The sequence below is a fragment of the Lentzea terrae genome, from assembly GCF_003265345.1.
Classification (GTDB): Bacteria; Actinomycetota; Actinomycetes; order Mycobacteriales; family Pseudonocardiaceae; genus Lentzea; species Lentzea terrae.
Window position 1 is genome coordinate 97,045 of sequence record NZ_QFWW01000029.1, and the last position, 16,415, is coordinate 113,459.

General features: G+C 68.6%; 19 protein-coding genes. 6 read left to right on the forward strand and 13 right to left on the reverse strand.

Features of this window, described 5'->3' with window-relative positions; genetic code table 11:
* Window positions 1-18: 18 nt before the first annotated feature.
* The 6 genes from DI276_RS35075 to DI276_RS35100 form a co-directional block, all read right to left on the reverse strand.
* Complete coding sequence (locus tag DI276_RS35075; protein ID WP_232837134.1) at window positions 19-969, reverse strand: hydroxyacid dehydrogenase; 951 nt, start codon at window positions 967-969, stop codon at window positions 19-21.
* Entirely contained in the window at window positions 966-1,799 is an 834-nt protein-coding gene (locus DI276_RS35080; protein ID WP_112271618.1) for a carbohydrate ABC transporter permease, read from the reverse strand. Before DI276_RS35080 ends, DI276_RS35075 begins: the two co-directional genes overlap by 4 nt.
* On the reverse strand, window positions 1,799-2,674 hold the full coding sequence (locus DI276_RS35085) for a carbohydrate ABC transporter permease (RefSeq protein WP_232837135.1): 876 nt from the start codon (window positions 2,672-2,674) through the stop codon (window positions 1,799-1,801). The genes DI276_RS35080 and DI276_RS35085 overlap by 1 nt, the downstream gene beginning before the upstream one ends.
* On the reverse strand, window positions 2,671-3,969 hold the full coding sequence (locus DI276_RS35090; RefSeq protein WP_112271620.1) for an ABC transporter substrate-binding protein: 1,299 nt from the start codon (window positions 3,967-3,969) through the stop codon (window positions 2,671-2,673). The genes DI276_RS35085 and DI276_RS35090 overlap by 4 nt, the downstream gene beginning before the upstream one ends.
* Before the next feature lie 33 nt (window positions 3,970-4,002).
* A complete protein-coding gene (locus tag DI276_RS35095; protein ID WP_112271622.1) occupies window positions 4,003-5,031 on the reverse strand; it encodes a substrate-binding domain-containing protein in 1,029 nt (342 codons plus the stop codon).
* A gap of 62 nt (window positions 5,032-5,093) precedes the next feature.
* The gene (locus tag DI276_RS35100) at window positions 5,094-5,972 is read right to left on the reverse strand and encodes a hypothetical protein (RefSeq protein ID WP_112271624.1); all 879 of its coding nucleotides are present in this window, start codon (window positions 5,970-5,972) and stop codon (window positions 5,094-5,096) included.
* A gap of 160 nt (window positions 5,973-6,132) precedes the next feature.
* Here DI276_RS35100 and DI276_RS35105 point away from each other — a divergent pair, with 160 nt between their 5' ends.
* Genes DI276_RS35105 through DI276_RS35120 form a run of 4 tightly spaced genes read left to right on the forward strand, consistent with a single transcriptional unit; the run spans window position 6,133 to window position 8,148 of the window.
* Window positions 6,133-7,053, forward strand: coding sequence for a TIGR01777 family oxidoreductase (locus tag DI276_RS35105; RefSeq protein WP_112271626.1), 921 nt, complete (start codon window positions 6,133-6,135; stop codon window positions 7,051-7,053).
* 1 nt (window position 7,054) lies between these two features.
* A complete protein-coding gene (locus tag DI276_RS53315) occupies window positions 7,055-7,306 on the forward strand; it encodes an SH3-like domain-containing protein (protein WP_112271628.1) in 252 nt (83 codons plus the stop codon).
* Complete coding sequence (locus DI276_RS53320) at window positions 7,299-7,565, forward strand: SH3-like domain-containing protein (protein ID WP_112271631.1); 267 nt, start codon at window positions 7,299-7,301, stop codon at window positions 7,563-7,565. Before DI276_RS53315 ends, DI276_RS53320 begins: the two co-directional genes overlap by 8 nt.
* The gene (locus DI276_RS35120) at window positions 7,558-8,148 is read left to right on the forward strand and encodes a nitrile hydratase subunit alpha (protein WP_112271633.1); all 591 of its coding nucleotides are present in this window, start codon (window positions 7,558-7,560) and stop codon (window positions 8,146-8,148) included. The genes DI276_RS53320 and DI276_RS35120 overlap by 8 nt, the downstream gene beginning before the upstream one ends.
* A 22-nt stretch (window positions 8,149-8,170) precedes the next feature.
* On the opposite strand, the gene DI276_RS35125 is transcribed toward DI276_RS35120, so the two are convergent.
* The 5 genes from DI276_RS35125 to DI276_RS35145 are packed head-to-tail and all read right to left on the reverse strand — an operon-like array spanning window position 8,171 to window position 13,626.
* On the reverse strand, window positions 8,171-9,574 hold the full coding sequence (locus tag DI276_RS35125) for a serine hydrolase (protein WP_112271635.1): 1,404 nt from the start codon (window positions 9,572-9,574) through the stop codon (window positions 8,171-8,173).
* 42 nt (window positions 9,575-9,616) lie between these two features.
* On the reverse strand, window positions 9,617-10,123 hold the full coding sequence (locus DI276_RS50370) for a hypothetical protein (protein WP_157985117.1): 507 nt from the start codon (window positions 10,121-10,123) through the stop codon (window positions 9,617-9,619).
* A gap of 9 nt (window positions 10,124-10,132) precedes the next feature.
* A complete protein-coding gene (locus tag DI276_RS35135) occupies window positions 10,133-11,362 on the reverse strand; it encodes an MFS transporter (protein WP_112271639.1) in 1,230 nt (409 codons plus the stop codon).
* Window positions 11,363-11,420: 58 nt separating this feature from the next.
* On the reverse strand, window positions 11,421-11,882 hold the full coding sequence (locus tag DI276_RS35140; protein WP_157985118.1) for a DoxX family protein: 462 nt from the start codon (window positions 11,880-11,882) through the stop codon (window positions 11,421-11,423).
* A 58-nt stretch (window positions 11,883-11,940) separates the two neighbouring features.
* Window positions 11,941-13,626 (reverse strand): peroxidase family protein, encoded by a 1,686-nt coding sequence (locus DI276_RS35145; protein ID WP_112271653.1) that lies wholly within the window; start codon window positions 13,624-13,626, stop codon window positions 11,941-11,943.
* A 325-nt stretch (window positions 13,627-13,951) separates the two neighbouring features.
* Between DI276_RS35145 and DI276_RS35150 the strand changes: the two genes are divergently transcribed.
* A complete protein-coding gene (locus DI276_RS35150) occupies window positions 13,952-14,278 on the forward strand; it encodes an STAS domain-containing protein (RefSeq protein ID WP_112272378.1) in 327 nt (108 codons plus the stop codon).
* Here DI276_RS35150 and DI276_RS35155 read toward each other — a convergent pair.
* Complete coding sequence (locus tag DI276_RS35155; protein ID WP_112271655.1) at window positions 14,268-15,224, reverse strand: NADP-dependent oxidoreductase; 957 nt, start codon at window positions 15,222-15,224, stop codon at window positions 14,268-14,270. The genes DI276_RS35150 and DI276_RS35155 overlap by 11 nt on opposite strands.
* A 67-nt stretch (window positions 15,225-15,291) precedes the next feature.
* Here DI276_RS35155 and DI276_RS35160 point away from each other — a divergent pair, with 67 nt between their 5' ends.
* Window positions 15,292-15,858, forward strand: a complete 567-nt coding sequence (locus tag DI276_RS35160) for a TetR/AcrR family transcriptional regulator (RefSeq protein WP_112271657.1) — start codon at window positions 15,292-15,294, stop codon at window positions 15,856-15,858.
* A 4-nt stretch (window positions 15,859-15,862) separates the two neighbouring features.
* Here DI276_RS35160 and DI276_RS35165 read toward each other — a convergent pair whose 3' ends face one another.
* Complete coding sequence (locus tag DI276_RS35165) at window positions 15,863-16,402, reverse strand: chorismate mutase (protein WP_232837136.1); 540 nt, start codon at window positions 16,400-16,402, stop codon at window positions 15,863-15,865.
* Between the last annotated feature and the right edge of the window lie 13 nt (window positions 16,403-16,415).

Genomic DNA, 16,415 nt, shown 5'->3' on the forward strand with positions numbered 1-16,415 from the left:
GGTTCCTGGTCGGCGGCTTCACGCGATCCGTTCCCTGCGCCCAGCGGGCACGGGGGTGGCGAACTGCTCACCGTTGACCCACCTGCGCACTTCAGCCACGGCGTGATTGGCCAGCCGGCCCCACTCGTTGCCCTGCGAACCGGCCAGATGAGGCGTGATCAGCACGTTCTCGCTGCGCCACAACGGGTGGTCCGCAGGCAGCACCTCGGGGTCGGTCACGTCGAGCACCGCGCGGATCCGGCCCGCCTCGGCGACCAGCGCGTCCTGGTCGAGCACCGCGCCGCGGGCGGTGTTGATCAGCACCGCGTCGTCCCTCAGCAGGCCGAGCAGCTCGCCGCTCACCAGGCCTCGAGTTTCCGGCAGCAACGGTGTGTGCACGCTGACCACATCGCTGCGGCGGAACAGCTCGGTGAGGCCCACTGACTCGGCACCGTCCACTTCGGTCACGAACGGGTCGTGCATCAGCACGTGGAAGTCGTAGGGCCTCAGCAGCTCGATCACGCGGCGGCCGATCGTCGACGCGGACAGGATGCCGATCGTGGCACCGTAGTTGCCGACGGTCGGTGGAATGGCGTAGTGGTCGACCTGCTTGACAGACCGGTAGGAACGAGCTCGTTCGAGCACGCGTTTGCCGGTCAGGAGGATCATCGCGACGGTGTACTCGGCGACCGGCAGCGCGTTGGCCGAGGCGGCGGACGAGACCGCGATGCCGCGGTCCCAGCAGGCGTCGGTGACGAAGCCCCGCACGGAACCGGCGGTGTGCACGATCGCCCGCAGGCTGGGCAAGCGTGCCAACGCGTCCTGAGTGATCGGCGGGCAACCCCAGCCGGTGACGAGCAGGTCGACGTCCGGGAGCTCGGCGAGCTCCCCGGTGATCGGGCCGAAGTCGCAAAGAGCCCTGAGGTCGTCGAGCACGGGTGCGAGGACGGTGGCGGCGGCGTCCGCCGACATCGCACCCGCGGCCCTCACTTGACGGCTCCCGCGGTCAGGCCGGCGCGCCAGAAGCGTTGCAGCAGCAGGAACGCGAGGATCAGCGGCAGCACGGCGAACAGCGAGCCCATGATCACCACCGGGTAGTACTCGGGGCTCACCGTGGCGGAGCTGTTCCACTGGTACAGGCCGAGGCTCACCGGGTAGAGCTTCTGGTCGGACAGCATGACCATGGGCAGGAAGAAGTTGTTCCAGATCGCGGTGAGCTGGAACAGGAACAGCGTGACCAGGCCGGGGCCGAGCATGCGCAGCGCGACCCTGAAGTACGTGGCGAGGTCGCCGGCGCCGTCGATGCGCGCGGCTTCCAGCACCTCGTCCGGGACGTAGCCCTGGCTGAAGACGCGGCCGAGGTAGACGCCGAACGGGTTGAACAGCACCGGGATGAACACCGCCCAGAACGTGTTGACCAGGCCGGTTCCGGACGCCATGAGGTACAGCGGCAGCGCGAGCACGGTCTGCGGCACCATCACGGCAGCGAGGACCAGACCGAAGAGCTTTTCCTTGTGCCGGAAGGCGTACTTGTCGAACGCGTAACCCGCGGCCATCGAGATGAACGCGCTCGCCGCGGCGCCGACGACCGCGTACAGGACGCTGTTCAGGTACCAGCGGCTGTAGAGGCCCTTGTCCATCGCGAAGAGCTCTTCGACGTTGTCCACGAACGAGAAGTTGCTGAGGGACAACAGGTCGCTCTGGAACAGGGCGTCGACGTTCTTGGTGGACGCGAGGAGCAGCCACAGCACCGGCAGCAGCGTGTAGAGCACCGCGACGCCGACGACGAAGTTGACCGTGGTGCGGCCGAGGAGGGTCATCAGGCGGCCTTCCTGTTCGTCCAGCGCGTGACGCCGTAGGAGAGCGCGATCGTGAAGGCCAGCAGGATCACGGACGCGGCGGCGGCGAGGCCGTAGTTGTTGCGGGTGAAGGCGGCGTCGTAGATGTACATGCTCGGCGAGAACCTGGCGCTGATCATCGGGGTGGACTGGCTGAGCAGCACGGGTTCGGTGAACAGCTGCAACGCCCAGATGAGCGTGAAGATGCCGACTGTGACGATCGCGCCGCGCACCAGCGGTGTCTTGATCCGGACGGCCTGCTTGACCGGACCCGCACCGTCCACAACGGACGCTTCGAGCACCTCCCGCGGCACGGCCTGGAGAGCGGCGTAGAAGATCACCATGTTGTAGCCGAGGTTGCTCCACAGCGCGATGTTCACGATCGACGGAAGCACGGTGTTGATGCCGAGGAAGTTGAGGTGGATGTCGCCACGAGCGAACAGGTCGATGATCGGGCTCAGCCCGGGCGTGTAGAGGTAGAGCCAGATCAGGGCCGCGATGATGCCGGGCACCGCGTGCGGCAGGTACAGCCCCATCTGGGCCCAGCCGCGCAGCTTCGCGACGCCGGAGTCCAGCAGCAGCGCGAGGGCCAGCGCGCCGATGACCATGATCGGGATGTAGATCAGGCAGTACAGCACGACGGTGAGCAGGCCGCCCCGGAACGTCGGATCGCTCAGCACCGCCACGTAGCTGCGGACGCCGACGAAGACCGTGCTCTCCGGACCGAACCCGAGGCCGGGCTGGTCCTGGGCGAAGAAGCTCAGCCAGATCGCGGTCCCCGTCGGGATCAGGAACACCGTGACCAGCAACAGCAGGAACGGCGCCATCAGCACGGCACAGGCGAGTTTGCCCTTCACCGCTCGACCTCCTCTGTGGACAGTCCGAGCGCTTTGAGGTCGGGCATGGTGCCGCTCTGGGCTGCTCGCACGGCGTCGATCAGGGTGCCTTCACCCGCACCGGCTTTCGCGAAGCCGTCCTGCATGACCCGTTGGGTGGCCGTCATCCGCGGCCCCCACACCCAGCCGTCCCGGATCTTGTCGGCCTCCTGTTTGAAGAGCCCGTAGACGTCCTGGCCGCCGTAGTACTCGCCGGGGAACGCCTTGGCGCCCGTGTCGACCAGGCCGGGAGCGACCGGGTACTGGCTGCTGGTGCCGCTCTTGAGGCGTGCGGTGAGCGCGGCGGGGTGGGTGGTCTGCCACTCGATGAACTCCATGGCTGCCTCGGGTTGCGCGGAGTCCTTGGTGACCGCGAACGTCGAACCGCCGTGCGTGCCGACCACCGGCTCGTCCCAGACCGGCATGGGGGCGATGCGCCACTTGCCCTTCTGGCCCGGCCGCGCCCGCATCTGCGCGCCCGCGTCCCACGCGCCGCTCAGCCTGGTCAGGATCAGGTCCTGGCCGAGCTGGGCGTCGTGCTGCTTGCTGTCGCTCGCGTTGCGGTACACCAGATCCTCGTCGATCAGGCCCTGCCAGTAGGCGGCGACCTTCTTCGTCGGGGTGTCCGCGAGCGAGACCTGCCACTTGCCGTTGCTCGTGTCGAACCACCTCGCGCCGGCCTGCCAGGCGAAGCAGGCGAACTGCATGGCGCCGTCGGTCGGGAACAGCACGAGCTTCTTGGTGGGGGACTTGGCTTTGACGGCTCTGGCGAGTTCGGTGAACTCGTCCCACGTCGCGGGGATCCGGAAACCGTTGGCCTCGAACAGGTCCGCGCGGTAGTGCAACACCATCGGCTCGATGTCGAGGGGGACGCTGAACACGCGGTTGTCGAACGTCGTGAGCTTGAGCGCCTGGGGCAGCAGCTTCTGCTTGAGGCGGTCGGTGACGAGGTCGGTGATGTCGCGGGCCACACCGTCGATGGCGTAGCCGGGCACCTGCGGGTACTCGATGGTGGCGACGTCGGGTGCGTTGCCGGCACGAGCGGCGTTGCTGAGCTTCGCGTAGCCGCCCTGACCGCCGGAGGGGATCTGCTGGAAGATCACCTTGATGCGGTTCTGCGAGGAGTTGAACGCGTCGACGACCTGCTGGCTACCGCGCAGTGCCGACCAGAACGTGATCTCGACCGGGCCCCCGGTACCGCGGCGTTGCGGAGTGGAACAGGCCGCCAGCGGTGCCGTGAGACCTGCCGCGAGGAGGGTGCGACGACTCAGGCGCATGGATCGCATCCTGATCGCCTGATCGGTTTTGCGTCAAGAAACGGTCAAACGCTCAGTCGATGACCGGATCTTCAACTCGGGCAGCAACTCGATGCGTTCCGCCGTCTGGGCCGGGCTGCTCAGCTGCTGCAGCAACAACTGCGCGGCCACCCTGCCGACCTCGGTCTTGGGCGGTGCGACGGCCGTCAGCGGGATGCTGCCCAACGCCGCCACGACGTCGTCGTACGCCACGACCGAGCACCGCTCCGGCACCTTGATCCCGGCCTCCGCGAGCTGCTGGACCAGCATCAACGCGTCCACGTCGCCGTGTAGGATCGTCGCGGTCGCCCGGTGCGCCCGCAGGATGCCGACCAGCCCGGTGTCGGGCGAACTGCCGACGGTGATCGCGTCTTCGAGGTCCTTCGAGATCTCCCGGAAAGCCGCCCTGAGTGCCCGAGCCGTCGGGCTGTCGTCGCGCGCCGCCAGCACGATCCGCCGGTGACCGAGATCCGTCAGGTGCTGCACGGCCAGGTGCATGCCGTACCAGTGGTCCGAGCACACCGAGTTCATCGCGCGGAGCCGCCCGCTCGGCCGGCGTTCCATCAGGACCGTCGGCACACCGGTCTCGGCGAGCCAGCCGTCCGCTCGTTCTTCCTCGTGCGTGCGCCATCGCGGTGCGATCAGCAGCCCTTGCACCGGCTCCTGCAGCGCGCGCTCGACGATCGGCTGCTCGGCGCCCTTGACCTGCGGCGCGATGTGCAGCACCACCCGCACGCCCGCTTCTTCGAGCACCTTGCGGGCGCCGTTCATCGTCTCGTACAGGTACGTGTGCCGTTCCGGCACGACCAACGCCACCGCGCCGTTCGCCGCCTTGGCGGGCACCGGCTGTTCGACGGGGGTGAGCGAACGAGCGACTCCGTGCCCCCTGCGCAGCCGGCCGAGCCTGGCCAGCTCCTCGACGTCGCGCCGGATCGTGACGATCGAAACGTCCAGCTCGCTCGCCAGATCGCTCACCTTGACGGTGCCCCGCGACGCGACGACGGCCAGGATTCGCTGCCGCCTCGTGTCGCTGGGTTCGCGCATGGGTGCCCGCCCTGTTCGTTTGAGCGTTTTGTCGCGAGCATAACCCGGCGAACGTCAGATCATCATTTCTGCGGGATGTCGGTGACGAGCCACCGGCCGTTCAGGTACCTGAGCCGGAACTCCTCTCCGACGACCGGGACTTCGCCGGCGAGAGTCACCCTGGCCGATTTCTCGTTCGACATCTTGACGGACGCGATCTCGATGTTCCTGAGCTGGTCGCGCTTCTCGGGTGACATGCGCTCGTGGTACTGCCGCACGCCTTCGGTGCAGCCGCCGACGCGGAAACCGAAGTTCGTCGCGTCACCGGTCTCGAGCAGCTTGCACGCGAGGTCCGCGTTCCCGACGCTCCAGGCGTCCAGGTAGGCGCGGGCCGACTCGCGAGCACCCTCCTCGCCCGCCTTGACGCCGATCTCCTCGATCTGGGCGTCCGGGTCGAGGGCGGGACGGTCGGGCTTGGTGCTCCGCACCAGGAAGACGATGGCCAGGACCAGCACGACGACCAGTACGACGCCGCCGAAGGCGAACTTCATGGTGCGCGACTGGTTCACCGCACCGCCGGCGATGACCGACCGCGTCATGGTGACGGCACCGGCCGCGTGAACGTTGGCCTGGTTCTGCACCATCGACTGGTCCGCGGTGCTCTGGGACACCACGACCGTGTTGACCGCCGCGGCCAGCTGTTCGGCGAACGCCGTGTCGGCGTTGGCCGCCTCGGTCAGCGCGTTGGCCGCCATGGCCTGGCGTTCCGGCGCCGACGGTTCCTCCTCCAGGCCGTCGAGCACGGCCTCGCCCAGCTTGGTCTGGCGGAGCTTGCCGGTCACGAGCCGGTGCAACCCGCCCGTGGCGCTGTCCTTGAGTTGATCGGCGGCGCCGGACGCGACCCCCACCAGGTAGGTGCTGATCAAGCCGATCGCTTGCGCTGCCAGTGCCGCGATGTCCACGTTCGTTCTCCCCACAGCGGACGGACCAGCGACGAAGGTAGCCAACCCTGGTCGTTCGCGTGACGGGTTCGGAGACGAACGACGCGAAAGTTGGCAGGCGCACCACCCACAGCGATTTCTCAGCAAGGCGGGGCTAGCTTCGGCGTCCGAGGGGGCAGACATGAAGATCGTGATTCCAGGCGGCACCGGGCAGATCGGTGGCGTGCTGCGCCGGGCGTTGACCAAGGCCGGGCACGAGGTGGTGATCGTCAGCCGCAGCAGTGGCGTGCGGTGGGACGGCCGGACGCTGGGCGCGTGGGCCCGCGAGGTCGACGGCGCGGACGTGGTGGTCAACCTGGCCGGACGGAGCGTGAGCTGCCGGTACACCAAGGAGAACCTCGCCGAGATGATGCGCTCGCGGGTCGAGTCGGCGCGGGTCGTGGGCGAGGCCATCGCGAAGGCGGACAACCCGCCGAAGGTGTGGCTGCAGATGAGCACCGCGACGATTTACGCGCACCGGTTCGACGCGCCGAACGACGAGGTGAGCGGGATCATCGGCGGGCACGAGCCGGGTGCGCCGGGCTACTGGGCGTTCAGCATCGACATCGCGAAGAACTGGGAGGCCGAGCTCGACAACGCGGACACCCCGCACACGCGCAAGGTCGCGCTGCGAGCGGCGATGGTGATGAGCCCGGACCGCGGTGGCGCGTTCGACCACCTGTCGTGGATCGCGCGACTCGGGCTCGGCGGCGCGGTCGGGGGTGGGCGGCAGTACATGTCGTGGATCCACGACGAGGACTTCGTGCGCGCGATCGCGCTGCTGATCAGGGAGCCGATCGCGGGACCGGTGAACCTCGCCGCGCCCAACCCGTTGTCGCAGCAGGACTTCATGCGCGACCTGCGCAAGGCCTGGCGGGTGCCGGTGGGACTGCCCGCCACGAGGTGGATGGCGGAGATCGGGGCGGCCGTGATCGGGACCGACACCGAGCTGCTGCTGAAGAGCCGCCGGGTCGTGCCGACGCGGTTGCGGGAAGCCGGGTTCGAGTTCCACTTCCCGAACTGGGCGGAGGCGGCGCAGAATCTGGTGGAGCGCAGGAGGTGAGATGCCGAGGATCAACGACGTCGGCGGGCAGGACGGCTTCGGGCCGGTCGTGGAGGAACTGGACGAGCCCACCTTCCACGCGGACTGGGAAGCGCACGTCTTCGCCATGAACCGAGCCCTGATCGGGCGTGGCCTCTACAACCTGGACGAGTTCCGGGACGCCGTCGAGCGCACGATGTCGCACGAGTCGTCCTACTACGAGAACTGGTTCCGGGCGATCCAGACCCTGCTCGAGGAGAAAGGCCATGTCTGAGCGGTACCGGATCGGCGACCGGGTGCGGACGTCCGATGTGGACCCCGACCACCACACGCGCCTGCCGCACTACGCACGCGGGAAGCGCGGCACGGTGCTCGACCGCGACGGCGTGCACCCGCTGGCGGACCTGCGCGCGCAAGGGATCGTTCAGGAGCAAGAGGTCTACCTGGTGAGGTTCACCGCGCAGGAACTGTTCGGGCAGGGTGACCACAGCGTCACGCTGTCCCTCTGGGAGGACTACCTCAGCGATGAGTGACGACCACGACGACTCCCCCATCGCCGCACGGGTGCGGGAGCTGGAAGCGATCCTGGAGGAGAAGGGGTTGCTGGACGCCCAGGAGCTCGATCGGGCGCTGGAGGCGTGGACGCACCGAGCCTCGCCCGCCAACGGGTTCCGGGTCGTGGCACGGGCGTGGGTGGACGACGGGTTCCGGGCCAGGCTGCTTCAGGACGCCAACGCGGCGTTGCCGGAGATCGGGTTGTCCATGGGCGGCGGGCTGCAGCCGCAACAGCTGCACGTCGTCGAGAACACCGAGCGCGTCCACAACGTGATCGTGTGCACGCTGTGCAGCTGCTACCCGATCGCACTGCTCGGGCCGTCGCCGACCTGGTACAAGAGCCCGGCCTACCGGTCCAAAGTGGTCAGTCACCCGCGCGAGGTGCTGGCGCAGTTCGGGCTGACCTTGCCGGAGACCACCGAAATCCAGGTGTGGGACGCGAACGCGGAGTCGCGGTACCTGGTGCTGCCGCGCCGGCCGGAGAACACCGAGCACCTGACCGAGGACGAACTGACCAAGATGGTCACGCGCAACGGACTGATCGGCACCGCGGCGGTCTGACCCGCCGCGGTGCCGGTCGCTACTAGATGTTCTTCATGATGTTGTCGATCGCCTTGCCGAGCTGCGCGTACTTCTGGGTGTACAGCACCGGGAACACGCCGGGCGGGTCGGCCGGGCGGTCGGCGTCCACGTAGTCGGTGCCCAGGTTGCAGAACACGACCACGACGTAGTTGCGCTTGTCCTTGCCGCGGAACGACTTCACGATGCCCGCGTCGGAACCGGTGGTGTCGACCCAGCCGGTCTTGTGCGCGAACGTCACCTCGGCCGCCTCGTTGCACGGGCGGACGTCGCGGTCGTACACCGCGTCGCCGACGGTCACGGTGCCGTCCGGCTTGATCCAGCGCGCCGGCACCTGCTGCGGGATGCCCTGCACCGGGTAGTCGCGGCCGCACCAGTTCGGCGTGGACAGCATCTCGTTGTGGCCCTGGCCCGCCAGCGTCTCCTGGAAGAACTTCCGCGACGAGTAGGACAGCTCGTTCTTCGTGACCTGCTTGCCCTTGTCGGTCGTCCAGAGCGTGCCGGCGCCGCCGTTGACCAGCAGCAGGAGCTTCGCGGTGTCGAGGCCGCTCATGTTCGAGCCGATCCAGCGCCCGCCGTTGCCGGGAATGGTGCCGGTGATCGTCAGCGTCTCCATGCCGAGGTCGACGAACGTCTTGTTGACGGCGTCCCACGCGTTGAGGTCGTGGATCATCTTGATCAGCGCGCAGGTCGACTCGTTCTGCGACTTGGTGATCATCTCGTCGAAGTGCTGCCGGATCTTCTTCACCGACGGCCCGCCGCACGCCGGGCGCACCGGGTTCGGGTCGTAGACGTAGTCGGCGTCCAGGTCGACGCGGCCCTCGTCGGCCAGGCGCAGCACGCCGAAGCCCACCATCAGCTTGAGCACCGACGCCGGGTACGGCGAGGAGAAGTCGATCGGCGCGTTCTCGCGGCCGGCCAGCACGTCACGGGTGCCCTTGCCGCCGTTGACGTCCCACTCGGTGTCGTCCCACCAGCGGTAGCGCACCTGGTCGGTCGACAGGCCCTTGCGCTTGACCGGCACCACGACGCCGTTCGGGTACTGCGGGCTGAGCAGCACGTTCGCCACCGAAGCCGGCCGGCCGAACGCGTCGAGCTCGATGATCGCCGCGTCCATGTTCGGCGTCTGGTGCAACGGCTTGCCCGCCGCGGCGGCCATCCGCGCCTGCGCCCGGTTCATCAGCTCGGCCGGCGAGGCGTCGTACTTCTCCCGCGGACCCGCCGCCGACCGGGCCCCCGGCTCCGGTGGTGTCAGGTCGATGACGTCCTTGAAGTTCTGCGCGACGATCGCCGCACGCAGCTGCTCAGCCAATTTGTGGCTGTTCTCGGCCGCGGCGGCCACCGGCGCCAGTGCGGCACCCGTCAGCGTCAGCGCGGTGCACAGCACAGTGACGTGCTTGAGGTTCATGCACACTTCCCCAGTTCGAAGTGGATCTCAGACGAGCGTACTTCATCCTTCGCAAAGGCCGCTCTTCGTCGTCCCCTCCACGGAGATCCGCACGTGGCCCGGTCGCAGTTCGCCGAGCACACAGGCCTGCGGGACGGTGATCACGAACGCCACGCCGGTGATCGACTCGTCGACGCGGAACACCCTGGCGTTGTGACGTGCAAGCGCTTTCCGCGTGGTGTCCACGGAGAAGTCGCCGGACGCACACACCCGCTCCAGCTCGGGCCGGACCTCGGCGGCGACCCCTGCTCCGGCGAGGTTTCCCTCTGGCGACAACGGTTCACGCGCCACCCGTGGGATCATCGGAGCAGGTATCGCCTGCACGGTCGCGGGGTTCGGTGTGCAGGACTTCGGCGCCAGGCTCGTCCGCGCCGGCGGCCTTACGACCTCCGCGGCGTGCAGCGACATGGTCACTGGCGGTGTCACCAACGGCGGCTGAGGCGCCACCTCGGTCCCACCACACCCCGCACAGAACAGCACACCGGCCAGCACACCCAGTTTTCGCGCCATGGAAGCAACCTAGTGAACCGGCTGCGCCGACGGCGTGTTCTCCACCGATCGCACCGACCGCGAAGCCACCATGAACAGCGCCGCGGCCACGGGAACCACCGCGCAGCCGAGCAGAGTCGCGGTGATCCCCGCAGCGTTCGACACCGGCCCGACGACGAGCTGGGCCAGCGGAATCGCCGCGATCGAGCCGAGCATGTCGTAGGAGTAGACCCGCGCGAGCCGGTCCGCCGGCACGTGGTGCTGCAGCGAGGTCTCCCAGGCCACGCCGAACTGGTCCATGCACACCCCGCAGACGAACGCGGCGACCATCAGCAACCAGGGCGACGGGTGCAGCGCGAGCGCCAGCGGCAGCCCCGCGAACCCCGCCGTGCACACGACGCCGAACAACAGCAGGCGCCGCACGCGGATCCGCATCGCGATGAACGCGCCGGCGACCATGCCCGCGGTCTGCGCGGCCAGCACGAGTCCCCACGTCTCGCGCCCGATGACGGTGTCCGCGATGACCGGGCCGAGGACCATCGTGCCGCCCGCGTAGGCGGCGTTGACGAAGAAGAAGGCCACGACCACGACCCAGATCCAGGTCCGCGAGGCGAACTCCGTCCAGCCGATCCGCAGCTCGGACCACAGGCCCGGCTTGTGCTCGGCGGCGACCTTGGAGGCCGGTACGCGCACGAACGAGAAGGCCAGACCGGCCAGGCCGAACGACAGCGCGTCCACCGCGAGTCCCCAGCCCGGTCCGGTGAACGCGATCAGCAGGCCGCCCAGCGACGAGCCCGCGATCATCGAGGAGTTCAACGCGAGGCGCAGCAACGCGTTCGCCCGCTGCCGCAGCTCGGCGGGCACCGTCTGCGGCACCAGCGCGGCCGAGGCGGGGAACGAGAAGGCGCTCGACATGCCGTTGACCGCCGCCAGCACCACGAACGCCGGGATGGACACCGAGCCGGTCAGCACCAGAACGGCCAGCAGCCCCTGGCTCGCGGCCGACACGGTGGACGATCCCACCAGCACGTACTGCCGGGGCAGACGGTCCGCGACGACGCCGCCCCACAGCAGGAACACCACGTTGGCGATCGAGCGCGACGCCACGACGACACCGAGGATGGTGACCGACGTCGTCACGTCCCGCACGGCGAACACGAGCGCGATCTGCGCCATCGCGCTGCCCGCCATGGTCGTGGCACGGGCTGTGAGCAGCCAACGAAAAGCAGGATGCGCCAATGGCGCGAACGTTCCCCCCATGAATCGCAACGTACCGCAACGGGAGCCGCCCGATCTGGGGGATCGAGCGGCTCCCGCGCTATCGCACCCTCGGGTGCGATGAGGCGATGACCACCGCGGCGGCGACGGTCACCAGGTTCTTCAGGATGTACTGCGCTTCGAAGGACGCCTGCAGCGGACCGGCCCACATCTCACCGGGGAACAACACCAGCGGTGTCGACACCAGCACGACGTGGCCGATCAGCAGGACCGCGCACAACCGCGGTGCGCGGAAGCTCAGCAGCACCAGTGCGATCCCGATTTCGGTGATCGCGGCACTCACTCTCGCCAAATCCCCGTGGATGATCCCGAACGTCAGCGCGGAAACCGTGCGGTCGACGAGATCCTGGGCAGGGCTGCCACCGGGAAAGAGCTTCAGCACGCCGAACCAGAGGTACACGACCCCCAGTCCGATGCGAAGCAGTGGAATTCCCGCGTCACTCGCGAACCGGGTGACCCGCTTCTCCATGCTTTCGCGGCGTGTGGTTTCTGGACGCAACATCGATCTCCCTCTCCTGTCTGGCTGCCACCACCCAGCCAGACAGGAGGGGCGAGAGAGATCAGTTGCCGGGCGCCGGTTGCGGGTCGCCGAGCGGGTTCAGCAGGTCGGCCTTGCCCTCGAAGGCGAACAGCAGCAGGTCGACCATGCGGAACGTGCTGGAATCCGGGCCGAGCGTCGGCCGCCAGTACGGCGAGCGCACGATCGAGATGCGGCTGCCCTCGATGGCCCGGTGGAACACCTCGGCGGTGAGCCGGCCGCCCACGGGACCCATCAGGCCGTTGTTGACCTCCGCCTCGCGCAGGACGTAGAACCACAACGGCGTCGCCTCGACCAGCTGCGCCTTCTGCTCCTCGGTCAGCGAGTCCAGGTTCGCGCCACCGTTGCCGACGAGGATCTGCTCGGCGGTGAGCGGCTCGACCCCGAACAGCTCCGCGATCTGCTGACCGGTGGCGAGCTCCATCATGTTCGCCCTGGTCAGGTTGCGGAACGCGAGGTTTCGCTGAATCTCCGGGAACTGCGTGCCGCGGCCGCCGAACGTGCCGGCCGGCAGCTGCCGCAACGGGTTCACCAGCAGCGAGTCGATCCGCTTGGTGACGTTGCCGCCGCCGAACTCCGCCGGGGGCACCAGGTCGTCCCGGTCCGCCTCGGTGAAGTCGAAGAGGCGGCGGAAGTCCGCGATCCAGTTGCTGGGCAACGTGAAGATGGTGCCCCTGTTCACGTCGTCCAGGTCCTCCGGCGCCTGCGAGCTCGGGTCGAAGTTGCCCGCGGTGCCGGTGAACACGAACAGCAGGAACAGCGTGCCGGGCACGAGCCCGATGCCGGGGACCGAGTTGAACACCCGGTTCCACTCGTACTGCTCGCGGATCATGCTGTGGCCGAGCCGGTAGGACGCGACCGAGAACTCGATCGGCATCGTCGGCGTGTTGTCGCGGCCGTAGTGCTTGCCGGGCACCTCGAAGAACTTGCGGCCGTTGGTGAAGACGTCGTCCACGATCGCCGGGTCGATGATCCGCGGCAGGAAGTCGGTCTTCAGCATCCACTGGTAGTGCCGCACCACGAGTTCCTTGGCGGCGCGGAACAGCCGGTCACCGGTGAGGCCGGTGAGCGCGAGCTCGTCGACCACCCGGTTGTGGAACCGGATGAACGCCAGGTGCGTCTGGGCGATCACCAGGTTCTCGTCGTTGCGCGCGTCCGGGATCAACGGCGCGCGCCGTTCCGCCGGTGTGCCCGTGGTCCCACCGCGGCGCGGCAGGTCGAACCCCTCGAACGGAGGGAAGCCCGGCCCCACGTCCGTCGTGACGCCCATCTTGAGCTTCACGCCGTCCTCGGCGTAGAAGGCCTGGTCGTCCTTGTCGCGCGGGCCGCGGCCGTAGACCGAGTCGAGGTCGAGCGCCGGCGAGCGCCCCTGCATCAGCTCGTCCACGTTGACGTCCTGGCCGAGCTGCGACTCGGTGCGGTCCATCGTCAGGTCGTGGTCGACGAACTGGCCTAGGTAGGTGAACCCCGCGGGGATCGCCGGGTTCTCCGAGTCGGGCTGCGCAACGGTCTCCGGCGTCATCGCCAGCGCAAGTGCTTCGCGCAACGCCTCGTCCGTCCGCGGGCCTTTCGGGCCGAGCCGGGAGAACCGGAACCTGCGCAACTCCTCCGCCGTGGAGGGCTGACGCGTGGTGGCCTCACCATTGTCGTCGAATTCCAGCACACCTTCGCCCACGACGAAGAAACTGTCACGCACGTGCCTCTTCATGTAATCCCCCTGTTTCCCCTCTTCCAGGCAACCTGTTCTCCCCAACAAGCACCTGCCCCACCGCCAAGTCTCCAGACGGTCGAAAAAGTCGTCGAAGCTTTTGGCCAGAACCAAAACGTGGTAACACAGCGGATACGAGGTCGTCAGGAATCATTCCGATGATCGGTGGTGGACGCGCACGCCAGCTTTTAGATCTTCGATTCTGGCGGCGCGGGGGTCCCCTTTCGCCGCGCTGCGAGAGAACGCCGGCTGTGGTTGACTCGACAACTTGAAACCCGGTCAGCGGACCGCGTTTCGATCCGTGCTGCGCGGGTACCACTGCGGGATGCTCGTTGTCACGGTCACCGAGTCGACGCCTGCCTCCACCACGCTCGTGGTCTCCGGCGAGCTCGACACCCCCGGCGCGGAACGACTGCTCGCCAGGCTCGACCGCCTCCTCGGCCAGGGCCACCGCTCCGTCGTCCTGGACCTGTCCGCCGTCACCTTCTGCGACTCCAGCGGGATCAGCGCTCTCGTGCGCGGACATGCCCGCGCTTCCGCGGCTGCGGGGCGGTTGCGGTTGTCGGCCGCGTCTCCCCAGGTGACTCGGGTGCTCGAAGTGTCCGGGCTGGCGCGCATGCTCGGCCTTCAGTCCACAGTGGTCACACCGTGACGACGAGCTTGCCGGTGGTGTGCTTGCGAACGAAGTCGGCACACGCCTGTGGGCCCTCGTCGAGGGAGTAGCGGCGGCTGATCGTCGCGGGCAGCGCACCGCTCGCGGCCGCTTCGGCGACTTCGCGCATGCCGCCCAGTGCGCCGTCGAGGTCCAGCACGAACTTCACGTCGATGTCGTGCCGGTTCTGCTGGGGCAGCGGGTAGGTGATGGTCAGGAGCTGACCGCCGGGACGGACGGCGGCCGCGATCGTGGCCAGCTGATCATCGGGCACCGCGAGGTTGAACGCCGCGTCCACGCCGTCCGGGTAGGTGTCGGTGTAACCGATGGTGTCCGCGGCACCGAGGTCGTGCAGCAGGCCGGCGTCCTCGGCGGTGGCCGTGGCGATGACGGTGACGCCCGCCGCGGCGAGCAACGGGACCAGCGCGGTGCCGACGCCTCCGGTCGCGCCGACGACCAGCGCCGTGCCGCCCGCTTTCGGTTGCGCGGTCAGGATCAGCGCTCGCGCGGTCAGACCCGTCGTCGCCAGCGCGGCCGCGTCCGCGACGCTCAGGTTCGGTGGGCGGTGCGCCAGCAACGGTGTGTCGGCCTCGAAAACCGCGTACTCGGCCAGCGATCCGGTGCTCAGCGACGGCCTCGTCGCGCCGGCCATCGCCCTGAGCACGCGCGGCACCGCCTGTCCGAAGATCTCGTCGCCTGCCCGGAACGCGGTGACGCCGGGGCCGGTTTCGACGACCGTGCCGGCGAAGTCGTTGCCGGGCACGTGCGGGAAGTCGAGTGGCGTGACGTCCCGGTACGCGCCACTGGGCAGGACCACGTCGGCCGGGTTGATCGAGGCCGCGGCGATGCGCACCAGGAGCTGACCCGGCCCCGGGCTGGGCACCGGCACGTTCCCGACCACGTAGTTCTCCGGCGGGCCGTAGTCGGTCGCGAGGACTGCCTTCATGCTTAAACGGACCATGTGGTCACTTTAGGAAAAGCGGACCACACGGTCAACTTGTTAACCTGGTGCCGTGTCTTTGCGCGCCGACGCGGTTCGGAACCGTTCACTGCTGCTCGCAGCCGCCGTCGAGGAGTTCGCGGAGAACGGGGTGGACGCGCCGGTCGCGGCGATCGCGCGCAGGGCAGGGCTGGGGAAGGGCACGGTGTTCCGCCACTTCCCCACCAAGGACGACCTGGTCGCGGCCATCGTGCTGGACCGCGTCACGCGGCTGACCGCGCTGGCCACCGAACTGTCCACCGCCGCCGACGCGGGCGCCGCGCTGCTGGAGTTCATGAGGTTCGCCGCCCGGCAACGGCAACAGCTCGACCTGTCGTTCCTGTCCGGCGACCTGGGCGCCGACGTGAGCTCGGCGCAGGAACAGATGACGCAGGCCATCACCGCACTGGTCGACCGGGCGCGCGTTGAGGGCGCGCTGCGGCCCGACGTCACCGGCACCGACGTGATGTTGCTGATGTGCGTGCCCAACGACGTGGTCAAGCACCTGCCGGACGCGCGGCCCGAGCTGTGGGAGCGCTACCTCGCGATCCTGTTCGACGGACTGCGCCCGGAAGGCGCCCACCCGCTGCCGCCGTTCTGAGCGTCTACTCCGAACACACCGTCCGCATCGCCTCGGCCAACGCGTTCTCGTGCAACCGGTCGAGGTGGTGCAGCACCACCGCGGACCGTTCCGCGATCGTCGCGTGGATCTCGCACTTGAGCGTGGGCTTGCGGAGCCGTTCGGTGTCCTTGAGTTCGGCGAGGATCTCGGTGGTGAGGCGGTCCAGGATCGGGCGGACCTCCGTGCCGAGATCAGGACGGCGCTGCGGAACTTCCTCCGGGTGCTCGGTCCAGCGCGCGTAAAGACCGCGCTGCACCAGCTTGTTCGCCTCGATCTGGGCGCGGAAGAACCGCGCCGCGTTCTCGGGGTTGAGGCCGAGCGCGGTGGCTTTGGTGCGCACCGTGTCCAGCACCTGCTGCTCGCGCGCGGGGTCGTCGATGGGCTGGGTCGTGCCGAACTTCGCCGCTGCCACCAGGTCCGCCACCTGCACGCGCTCGACGGCCAGGTCGGTGAGCTCACCGAGCGGGCCGACGGACGTGAGCGACGACGCGGCGAGGGTGAGGGCGACCGCCAGGATCTTCACGATCTGAAGAGGG

Bases quoted from the DNA above. Each gene is read 5' to 3' on its own strand.
- DI276_RS35135 (WP_112271639.1), bottom strand. From the start codon at position 11,362: ATGGGGGGAACGTTCGCGCCATTGGCGCATCCTGCTTTTCGTTGGCTG.
- DI276_RS50370 (WP_157985117.1), bottom strand. From the start codon at position 10,123: ATGGCGCGAAAACTGGGTGTGCTGGCCGGTGTGCTGTTCTGTGCGGGG.
- DI276_RS35105 (WP_112271626.1), top strand. From the start codon at position 6,133: ATGAAGATCGTGATTCCAGGCGGCACCGGGCAGATCGGTGGCGTGCTG.
- DI276_RS53315 (WP_112271628.1), top strand. From the start codon at position 7,055: ATGCCGAGGATCAACGACGTCGGCGGGCAGGACGGCTTCGGGCCGGTC.
- DI276_RS35145 (WP_112271653.1), bottom strand. From the start codon at position 13,626: ATGAAGAGGCACGTGCGTGACAGTTTCTTCGTCGTGGGCGAAGGTGTG.
- DI276_RS35125 (WP_112271635.1), bottom strand. From the start codon at position 9,574: ATGAACCTCAAGCACGTCACTGTGCTGTGCACCGCGCTGACGCTGACG.
- DI276_RS35095 (WP_112271622.1), bottom strand. From the start codon at position 5,031: ATGCGCGAACCCAGCGACACGAGGCGGCAGCGAATCCTGGCCGTCGTC.
- DI276_RS35140 (WP_157985118.1), bottom strand. From the start codon at position 11,882: ATGTTGCGTCCAGAAACCACACGCCGCGAAAGCATGGAGAAGCGGGTC.
- DI276_RS35120 (WP_112271633.1), top strand. From the start codon at position 7,558: ATGAGTGACGACCACGACGACTCCCCCATCGCCGCACGGGTGCGGGAG.
- DI276_RS35090 (WP_112271620.1), bottom strand. From the start codon at position 3,969: ATGCGCCTGAGTCGTCGCACCCTCCTCGCGGCAGGTCTCACGGCACCG.
- DI276_RS35080 (WP_112271618.1), bottom strand. From the start codon at position 1,799: ATGACCCTCCTCGGCCGCACCACGGTCAACTTCGTCGTCGGCGTCGCG.
- DI276_RS35155 (WP_112271655.1), bottom strand. From the start codon at position 15,224: ATGAAGGCAGTCCTCGCGACCGACTACGGCCCGCCGGAGAACTACGTG.
- DI276_RS53320 (WP_112271631.1), top strand. From the start codon at position 7,299: ATGTCTGAGCGGTACCGGATCGGCGACCGGGTGCGGACGTCCGATGTG.
- DI276_RS35150 (WP_112272378.1), top strand. From the start codon at position 13,952: ATGCTCGTTGTCACGGTCACCGAGTCGACGCCTGCCTCCACCACGCTC.